The organism is Herbaspirillum sp. B65, assembly GCF_000333555.1.
In the GTDB taxonomy this organism is placed as follows: Bacteria; Pseudomonadota; Gammaproteobacteria; order Burkholderiales; family Burkholderiaceae_D; genus Herbaspirillum; species Herbaspirillum rubrisubalbicans.
The window spans coordinates 1-5,700 of the sequence record NZ_BADI01000835.1 but is presented as its reverse complement, the minus strand read 5'-3'; the positions used below and the strand labels follow the sequence as shown (position 1 = coordinate 5,700).

Below are 5,700 nucleotides of genomic sequence, written 5' to 3'. Positions count from 1 at the left end.
GCAAGACTGCGCAAGCGCGCATCATCACGCTGGTCTATGGCTTGGAACGTTCATCCTCTATCGCCGCATCCAGCTTTGCCTTGGCGGCATCAGCTTCCTTGGCGCGATATCAAAGGAAGGTACCCAACTCCCGCGTAAATGCTGTTGCAACGGCAACTCGATTCTCAATCTCCTCCTTATTAAAAATCCGCTTGAGCGCATTGCTCCCCTCCTTGCTGCTACTCACCTCCCGATTCACCGAGGCGATAGCCTGCTCCGCCGTCTTGCCCGTCAGCTCCTGCTGTTTCTTGTCATCGGTAATCGTGATGACTCCGCCACTGACGGCGCTCCTGGTTGTGCTTGACGCACTACCGTTGGCTCCAACAACCACCGGCGGGGTCGCCGATAGGCCGCCATCCTTGCCTGTGCTGTAACCCACGCCAATGCCCACGCTCTGCGCGTCATACTGCGCAATGTTCTGGATATCGCTTTGCGTCAGCGTCTGCGTGGTCAAGCTGTTCTTGTTGGCCGCCACGGCCTTGTCACTACTGGCGATCAGCGCGCCCTTCAGATCCGTGTTGCCACGCACATTGATCTGGAACCCACCATCACCCGCCTTGATGCCGGACTGTTCCATCACGCTGGCATAGTTGCTGTTGATGTTCGACTGGCTGTAGTTGACGCTGCCGCCCATCTTTCCCGCGCCCACCGAAACGCTCCCACCCAAGCTTTGCTGCCGACTCTGGAAGGTACTGCTGTCCCATTTCGCCGCACACCGAGCGGCAATGCGCACGGGCGGCCAGGTCGGCCGGCAGCAGCTTGGCGCCGGGGCGGATTTCATTGAGATATTCGGCAATGGCCAGCGTATCCCATACCAGTACGTTGCCATGGTGCAGGCTCGGTACCAGGATGGAGGAAGACAGCAGCAGGATCTCTGCCCGTGCCGACGGGTCGTCCGGCGGCACGATGTCTTCTTCGAAGGAGAGTCCGGCGAACTTGGCCATGAGCCAGCCGCGCAGGGACCACGAGGAGTAGTTCTTGCTGGTGATGCGCAAAGTCGTCTTAGGCATGTCAGGCGAGACGCGCCCCGCACTTTAATGGGGGTAAAACCCAAACACAATATGTAGTTTATTGCCGATGTACAAGGGCGGCAGAAGCCAACGGGAAGTGCTCGCGCCCGCTGAGAAAAGCGAGTCGGGGCAGGGATGGAAAGGTGGGGATAGGGCGACAGGAAGGCCGCCCCGGCAGGGGCGGACCTGCTGCCGTAGCGGGCAGCAGGTCGTTTCGATCAGCGCAGACGCAAGACGTAACGTGCCGCCGTCGAGGCCGCCAGGCTCAACACCGCGCCGAAGATGACGAAGTAGCTCACCGACAGCTTGTCGCCGGTGACGTCGATGAGCCAGGTGATGATGAGGCCGGCAAAGCCGCCGAAGATGGTCACGGCGATGTTATAGGCCAGCGACATGCCGGTGCCGCGCGTGGCCACCGGGAAGATGTCGGCCAACAGCGCTGGCATGGCCGCGAAGTACATGGTCATGAGCACGCCGATGACGGTCTGCAGCAACAGCAGTTGCAGGAAGCCCGGCGAGTTGGTCAGGAACACGAACATCGGATAGGTCAGCACGATGTAGAGTGCGCTGCTGGCGATCATGAAGGGGGTGCGGCCGATCTTGTCGGACAGCGCGCCCACCAGCGGCGAGCCGATGAACATGATCAGCCCGGCCACCGACATCGCAGCAAACGAGGACCAGGCCGGCAGGCCCAGTTGCTTGACCGCGTAGGTCGGGATGTACAGCGACAGGTAGACCGAGACGGTGGCCATGATGACGCTGCCGGCGCCGATCAGCAGGCGCATCTTCTGATGGGTGAAGGTATCGCGCAGCGGCGCCTTGGTCTTTTCGCTGGCTTGCTCGAACTCGGGGGCTTCTTCCAGGTTGCGACGGATGTAGATGCCGGCCGGTGCGATCAACAGGCCGAAGATGAACGGCACGCGCCAGCCCCAGGAAGCCAGTTGTTCGGGCGTGAGCAGGTTGTTGAGCACGGCGCCGAAGAGGGCGGCCAGCAGCAGGCTGATGCCTTGGCTGGCGACCTGCCAGCTGGAGAAGAAGCCACGGCGGTGCGGTGCGTGTTCCACCAGGAAGGCGGTGGAGCTGCCGAATTCACCACCGGCCGAGAAGCCCTGGATCATCTTGCCCAGCGCGATGCCGGCCGGGGCCAGCAAGCCGATGCTGGCATAGCTGGGCATGAAGGCGATCATGGCCGTGCCGATGGTCATCAAGGTGATGGATAGCATCAACGCCGCCTTGCGCCCGGCGCGGTCGGAGTAGGCGCCGAGCACCACCGCACCCAGCGGACGCATGAAGAAGGACACGCCGAAGGTGGCAAAGGTCAGCAGCAGCGAGACGCTGTCGTCCCCGGTGGGGAAGAACTGCTTGGCGATCACCACGGCAAAAGCGCCGTAGATCAGGATATCGAACCATTCGAGCGCATTGCCGATGGACGAAGAGATGATCGCACGCCGCGCTTGCGGATGCGTGGTGCCGGCGCCTGGCGCCGTGGTGTTGCTGGTCATGGGGACTCCCTGATGGATGGCTGTGGATGGAGGAGCAGCACGCTGCGCCGGCCTCTGCTGGGCCAAGATCGCGGCCTGACTATGGGTGGTTGTGGTGGGCTCCTGTGACGGTACTGGCCGTTACAGCGGGCGAGGATAGGCGGCGCGATGTGGCACTGTCAAGGCGCAGTGCGGGGGATTATCAGGGTGCAGGAAGCGCGGTGAATTTGATAAATGATTTTCTCTTTGCGCGCGTTTTTCACGCATTCTGAACTCATTCTTGCGCCTCTTGCTGCGCGTCCTTCAACTTGCGCCACAAGGTAGTCCGGCTCATCCCCAGGTGACGTGCAGCAGCGGCCCGGTTGCCGCGGAAACGGCGCAGCGCGGCGTGGATGTCTTCCAGGTCGGGGGCAATTTCCATGTCGTCCACCGCAGGCAGTTCCGTGTCTGCATCGACCGAGCGCTGATCCAGCTCGGGCGCCACGCGCTGGATCAGCGCCGCCGTCAACGCCTGCAGCGGCTCGGCGGCCAAAAACAGCGCCAGCCGCTCCATCAGGTTGCGCAGCTCGCGCACATTGCCCGGCCAGTCATATGCACACAGCAGCGGCGCGCAGCGCAGGATTTCCGCGCCCAGATTGGCGTGCGCTCGCGCATCCAGCGCCGCCAGCGCGTGCTTGAGATGCCACTCGGCCAGCGCCGGGATATCCTCGCGGCGCGCGCGCAAGGGCGGCAGTTGCAGGCGCAATACGCTTAAACGGTAATACAGGTCGGCCCGAAAACGCCCCTCGCGCACCCGCGCCTCCAGGTCGCAGTGGGTGGCGCTGATGATGCGCACCTGTACCGGAATCGGTCGGGTACCGCCCACCCGCACCACCTCGCGTTCTTCCAGTACGCGCAGCAGGCGCGTCTGCAAGGGCAGGGGCATCTCGCCGATTTCATCGAGCAGCAGGCTGCCGCGATGGGCGGCCTCGAATACCCCGGGGCGTCCACCACGGCGCGAGCCGGTGAAGGCGCCTTCTTCATAGCCGAACAGTTCGGACTCCAGCAGCGACTCGGCCAGCGCCCCGCAATTGATGGCCACGAAGGGATGCGCGGCATGGGTCTTGCCCTGCATCAGTGGATGGGCGCGGTGGATGGCTTGCGCCGCCAGTTCCTTGCCAGTGCCGGTCTCGCCCTGGATGAGCACATTGGCCGGCGAGCGGGCAAACAGCGTAATGGACTGGCGCACCGTTTCCATCAGCGCCGAGTCGCCCCGCAAATCCTTGAGGTGATGCCGGGCGCGCAGGTTCTCGGCCACCGGCAGGCTGGGGCCGCGGCTGCTTTCCAGTTGCGTCAGACGCGCCAGTTCCAGCGCATCCTCGAAGGCTTGGCGCACGGTGGCCGCGGAATACAGGAAGATGCCCTGCATTCCGGCTTCCTCGGCCAGGTCGGTGATCAGGCCGGCACCCACCACCGCCTTGATGCCGGCGGCCTTCAATTCATGCACCACGGCGCGTGCATCTTCCTCGGTGGCATAGGTGCGCTGGACGATATCCAGACCAAACATCTGCTGGAACTCGCTCAAGGCCGGCATGGCTTCCTGGTAGGTGACCAGGGCGATGCGCGCGCTGATCTGGCGTGCGCGCGCCAAGGCCTGCATGACGTCGAAGCCGCTGGCACGGGCCACTACCACCGGCACCGGCAGGCGGCTCTTGAGATAGGCGCCGTTGGAACCAGCCGAGATCACCACGTCGCAGCGCTCGTTGGCCAGGCGCTCGCGGATCTGCCGCACCGCTTCATCGAAGCCCAGCTGGATAGGCTCGATGTCGGCCACGGCGTCGAATTCCAGGGTGATGTCGCGGAACAGTTCCGACAGGCGGGAGACCGAGACGGTCCAGATCACGGGTTTGTCGGCATTACGGTCGTAGTGGGCAGGGCGTTTCATGGCGGCAGCTTGTTTCAGCCTAAGTGTTCGAGGATGTTTCAGTGAAACGTTAATGTAACACTGGTGAAACCAGGATGCTTGTGCCAGATCAAGTCCGGGCGGCCACAAAGCTTGCCCGCCGCCGACCAGGGTCGGTGCTGACATCCCCCATCTGACGTGGGTTCCAGCCTGTATGAAGGTTTATTCGCAGGACCAAGCATCCCATGCTGCACTGCGATGGCACGACCGTTGCAATAGTGAACGACAAGCACCGCAGTCGGCAGCCCCGCTACCGCTGCCACGCCAGCATCCCGTCCATCCAGCAACCTACCCTTACCAAGAAGGTGTCCACCATGGCTCTCCACTCCGCAGGCGCAGCGTTTCGCCAGGCCGTCAAGGAAGAATCTCCGCTGCAAGTCATCGGCGCGATCAACGCCAACCATGCTTTGCTGGCCAAGCGCGCCGGTTTCCGCGCGATCTACCTGTCCGGTGGCGGTGTGGCCGCCGGCTCGCTGGGCTTGCCCGACCTGGGCATCTCCAGTCTGGACGACGTGCTCACCGACGTGCGCCGCATCACCGATGTGTGCGACCTGCCCTTGCTGGTGGATGTGGATACCGGCTTCGGCGCCTCGGCCTTCAACGTGGCGCGTACCGTCAAGTCGATGATCAAGTTTGGCGCCGCTGCCATGCATATCGAAGACCAGGTCGGCGCCAAGCGCTGCGGCCATCGTCCCAACAAGGAAATCGTCAGCAAGCAGGAAATGGTGGACCGCATCAAGGCCGCCGTGGATGCCCGCACCGATGACAACTTCGTCATCATGGCGCGCACCGATGCGCTGGCCGTGGAAGGCCTGGAGGCCGCCGTGGAGCGCGCCGTGGCCTGTGTCGAAGCCGGTGCCGACATGATCTTCCCGGAAGCCATCACCGACCTGGCCATGTACAAACAGTTCGCCAACGCGGTCAAGGTGCCGATCCTGGCCAACATCACCGAGTTTGGCTCGACCCCGCTGTTTACGGTGGAAGAATTGAAGGGCGCCGACGTCGGGCTGGTGCTCTACCCGCTGTCGGCCTTCCGCGCCATGAACAAGGCCGCCGAGAATGTCTACCAGGCGATCCGCCGCGACGGCACCCAGAAGAACGTGGTCGATACCATGCAGACCCGCATGGAACTGTACGACCGCATCGATTACCACAGCTACGAGCAGCGCTTGGATGCGCTGTTTGCCCAGCAGAAGAACAAGTAAGACGTCAATNCTGCATCCCTTCC

Annotated in this window: 4 protein-coding genes and 1 pseudogene; 1 reads left to right on the top strand and 4 read right to left on the bottom strand. The window is 63.1% G+C overall.

The annotated features are described in order from the left end of the window. Positions 1–109 precede the first annotated feature (109 nt). The 4 genes and pseudogenes from I5W_RS19925 to prpR form a co-directional block, all read right to left on the bottom strand. Positions 110–673, bottom strand: a complete 564-nt coding sequence (locus I5W_RS19925) for a hypothetical protein (RefSeq protein WP_148289153.1) — start codon at positions 671–673, stop codon at positions 110–112. A gap of 67 nt (positions 674–740) precedes the next feature. Continuing rightward, positions 741–1,049, bottom strand: a pseudogene (locus I5W_RS19920) (glutathione S-transferase N-terminal domain-containing protein); the annotation flags it as partial. Between the two features lie 218 nt (positions 1,050–1,267). Continuing rightward, on the bottom strand, positions 1,268–2,551 hold the full coding sequence (locus tag I5W_RS19915) for an MFS transporter (RefSeq protein WP_044530531.1): 1,284 nt from the start codon (positions 2,549–2,551) through the stop codon (positions 1,268–1,270). Between the two features lie 253 nt (positions 2,552–2,804). Continuing rightward, a complete protein-coding gene (prpR, locus tag I5W_RS19910; protein WP_044530530.1) occupies positions 2,805–4,454 on the bottom strand; it encodes a propionate catabolism operon regulatory protein PrpR in 1,650 nt (549 codons plus the stop codon). A 332-nt stretch (positions 4,455–4,786) separates the two neighbouring features. Here prpR and prpB point away from each other — a divergent pair, with 332 nt between their 5' ends. Further along, the gene (gene prpB, locus I5W_RS19905) at positions 4,787–5,677 is read left to right on the top strand and encodes a methylisocitrate lyase (RefSeq protein WP_026052004.1); all 891 of its coding nucleotides are present in this window, start codon (positions 4,787–4,789) and stop codon (positions 5,675–5,677) included. Positions 5,678–5,700 lie beyond the last annotated feature (23 nt).